Source organism: Vagococcus sp. CY53-2 (assembly GCF_022604695.1).
Taxonomy (GTDB): domain Bacteria; phylum Bacillota; class Bacilli; order Lactobacillales; family Vagococcaceae; genus Vagococcus.
Genome location: NZ_JALAHP010000017.1, coordinates 1 through 3,268 on the forward strand (window position 1 = coordinate 1; position 3,268 = coordinate 3,268).

A 3,268-nucleotide genomic window follows, 5' to 3' on the forward strand; every position below is an offset into this window, starting at 1 on the left:
CGAGAAAAAATCATGTTATATCGGAAACGTTGATACTATCAACCCAACAGCTTGCCTGTTGGCAGTTTCCCTTATGCTCTTTAGACGTAAAATTGGCCAAAAGTAAGATGACGAATGATTGAATGACCCATCTATAAAAAAATAAGTCAAAGGAAATGACGTTTTAGATTTAAAAATCGACACACATGAGTTACATTTTTACATTCAGAAATAAAAAGAATTTGGAAAAGTTGAAAAAGAAACCATTAGAAAAAACAGTTTAAATCATTTAAAAAGAGAATTCCGTTAATCAGAAAATTACTTTTTGAATTCAAAAAAATATCGAGCAGCGCGACAAAAAAAAGAAAAGAATTCTACACATACTGATAGAATTCTTTTCTTTTTTTGCGGTCTTAGGTGCCACCTAACAAGCTAAACAATTGTCAATTTTGGGGAGTGGCATGCCAAACCCGTTGCTTGCCTTATTGATTTTTTGGCAACAATTGATTTTTAGTCTGATCACTTTTTGATTTTTTTTGCCAAACTTTTTTCAACACACGTGATTCTTTTCCAATTTGTCACACCCCTTGTTTTTCAAAAAAAAAAAATGTTCCTCTCTCTTTTTTTCTTTTTGTTCGCAGACTTTTAAAAAATTTTTTTCGTTTTTTGTTTTACTTGGTGACATCTTTTTTATTTTTTTTCATCTAATCAATCAACCAAAAAATAACCCCCATCAAAAAATGTCTTGATTGCGTTTCACTATCTCGCCAAAAAAAGAAGCCTTATTTCTAGGGCTTCTTTTTTTCATTTTGAGGTAGACCAGTTGGGATTCACAATGTTGGTTATTGAATCCCTTGTGGTTGCTGCTACTTCTTAAAAGCGAGATTATGTTAAGCAATAGATTAGATAACTGAAAATAGTTCATTCGACATAATATTTTTATTCAATTATAAAAATTCAATTAGAATTAAACTATTTTAGGTTATCACTCGATGATTGAGAGGTTTTCAAATTTTTTTTTTAACTATTCCTTGCATAAATAGCCTTTAAACTACTCATTTTAATTTAATACAAGGAATATTTAAGTTGATATACTAAAGCATATTTAATATTTCTAATGGGAGTGATTAAAAATGTCTATAGTTAAAATTGATAGTATTAATTTAAAAAAAATGAGTTTTTTCGATATTTATGACTTTGAGGATTTTTTTTTAGAAAATGCCTTGATAGAAAATGAGATAATAAGTGATCAATGTATTGAAAAATTATTTATTGAAGATAGTATAATCGAACACTGTGAATTAAGTGGAAATAATTTTGTTAAAGCTGAATTTACTAACTGTATATTTAAAAATTGTGATTTTTCAAATACAGTCTTATCAGAATCGGTATTGTACAAATGTGAATTTATCAATTGTAAGATGTTAGGCTTAGATATTTCCGAAGCCTATATAAATACAAATTTATTTTTAGAAAATAACATGGAAATGGTTAATTTATCAAGTGCTAATTTCAAAGAAGTTTCTTTCTCCGATTGTAATCTAACTAATACTGACTTGATAGATGCAAAGATGGTGAAAACCACATTTGACAGTTGTAAACTAGATAGTATGAATCTCACAGGAACTCTTTTAAAAAAAGTAGACATCAGCACTTGTCATTTTACTCATTTACCATTAAGTATTGAAACAATTTCTGGTAGTATCGTAAATGAACACCAAGCACTAATATTAGCAAGAGACCTTCTGAAAGTTAAAATAAAGTAGCAAACTACTCTTTAGACTAAGTATAACGCGATTTATGTTAACTCTGACAAACTCTAAATAAAATAGATATATTTACTCTAGATTAAGCTAAAGGCTCTCAGAACTAATTCTGAGAGCCTTATTATTCGTATAACAATTGATTATGGTAACCAGTAAGTTAAATAACTTTTAAATCTTTTTTTTCATATTGATTATGACCAGGCTTGCTTTTTTTTAGCTTCCAGCATTTAATTGCATCTTTTAAAGTTAAATCTGGATTTTCTAAAAAGAAATCTCTGATGTAAGTATTATATTCAAACTGAGAATCAATTTTTTCTGTTTTTTTTGATGCAATTTCTGGGTAAACTTTTATTGCTTCTGAATATTTTTTACCAGCATTATTTTTTAACCATTTTTGAAATGCCACTTTGAATTTAAACTGTTTTCCTAGTTCACTTTTGAAAAATTCTCTATGTACCTCTGAACATGTAATATTTTCTTCAATGACTGTATTTACTGTTATACTTTTGGGGATATTAGATTTTGTTTTTTTCTTAATATTTTTTACTTCACCAGAACTTATATAGCAATAAATTCTTTCTGTTAAATCTTTTTTGTTTCCTGCTGTAGGAATACCTTCTAATCTACAAAAATTTACTAACTCTTCTTTCAAGTAATAGTATTCTCTAAATGTTTCTGGATTTATCCCTCGAACTAATTCAGGTCTATTCACATCAAAATTCCTCCATTTTTTTTTTTATTATATCATGGTACAAAAAATAGACTTCGTATAATCTTACATTATGTAAACTAATATCACTTTTTAAAATATATTTTAGTATATTTCACTCTCTTTTTTTAAACTTCCTGTCAAAATCAGAAAAAAACTGACAAAATATATTTATAAAAAAGAATAAGGAGTGTTAAAAATGAAAGAAACAATTTTAGCAATTAAATTAAAAGAGTATAGAACAAATAATAATTTAACTCAAAGTGACTTAGCTGAAAAGCTAGATGTCAGTGATAAAACAATTTCAAAATGGGAGCTTGGGGAAACTTATCCTAGTAAAAGAAATATGCTTAAATTGTCTGATGTATTAGGGATATCTTTAGAAACTTTATTATTAGAAGAACAAGCAGACGATACAAATGAACTAAAATCAAGTGTTAAATATGGTCTAGTAAGTTTTTGTCTTATATTTTTTGTAACAATGGTCGTTTTTTCTTTTACTCAAGAACACAGTCAGATTTTTGATTTAGCTATTTCCAAACAAATAGAATTACTTGGAACAACGATACTTAGAATTCTAAGTATCTCAGTACCTCCTGCAATTATTATTACCTGTGTATTCTACTTCTACATCTTTCCTAAAAATAAAAAATCAAATTAACTTAGTATAATTTGATTTATGTTAAGCAATTATGTATTTTGATTGAAATTTAAAACCATGATATAATAAAGGTGCGAAAACGTTAGAAGTTTCGAGTGCAAGTTTCATAGCACAAAAGCCCCAACCATTGCGAGTGGTTAGGGCTTTTTTTTT

The 3,268-nt window shown here is 27.5% G+C and carries 3 protein-coding genes; 2 read left to right on the forward strand and 1 reads right to left on the reverse strand.

The window, feature by feature from the left end; genetic code table 11:
• Window positions 1-1,112 precede the first annotated feature (1,112 nt).
• Window positions 1,113-1,745 carry a pentapeptide repeat-containing protein gene (locus tag MN581_RS09930; protein WP_118251267.1) on the forward strand — a complete coding sequence of 211 codons (633 nt, stop codon included), beginning with the start codon at window positions 1,113-1,115 and terminating at the stop codon, window positions 1,743-1,745.
• 157 nt (window positions 1,746-1,902) lie between these two features.
• On the opposite strand, the gene MN581_RS09935 is transcribed toward MN581_RS09930, so the two are convergent.
• Window positions 1,903-2,457: a DUF6434 domain-containing protein gene (locus tag MN581_RS09935; protein ID WP_241699699.1), complete on the reverse strand. Its 555-nt coding sequence runs from the start codon at window positions 2,455-2,457 to the stop codon at window positions 1,903-1,905.
• A 196-nt stretch (window positions 2,458-2,653) separates the two neighbouring features.
• On the opposite strand from MN581_RS09935, the gene MN581_RS09940 reads away from it, so the two are divergent.
• Window positions 2,654-3,115: a helix-turn-helix transcriptional regulator gene (locus MN581_RS09940; RefSeq protein WP_241699700.1), complete on the forward strand. Its 462-nt coding sequence runs from the start codon at window positions 2,654-2,656 to the stop codon at window positions 3,113-3,115.
• Window positions 3,116-3,268: the final 153 nt, after the last annotated feature.

Excerpts from the sequence above, each read along its gene's own strand:
- MN581_RS09940 (WP_241699700.1), top strand. The coding sequence starts at position 2,654 with ATGAAAGAAACAATTTTAGCAATTAAATTAAAAGAGTATAGAACAAAT.
- MN581_RS09930 (WP_118251267.1), top strand. The coding sequence starts at position 1,113 with ATGTCTATAGTTAAAATTGATAGTATTAATTTAAAAAAAATGAGTTTT.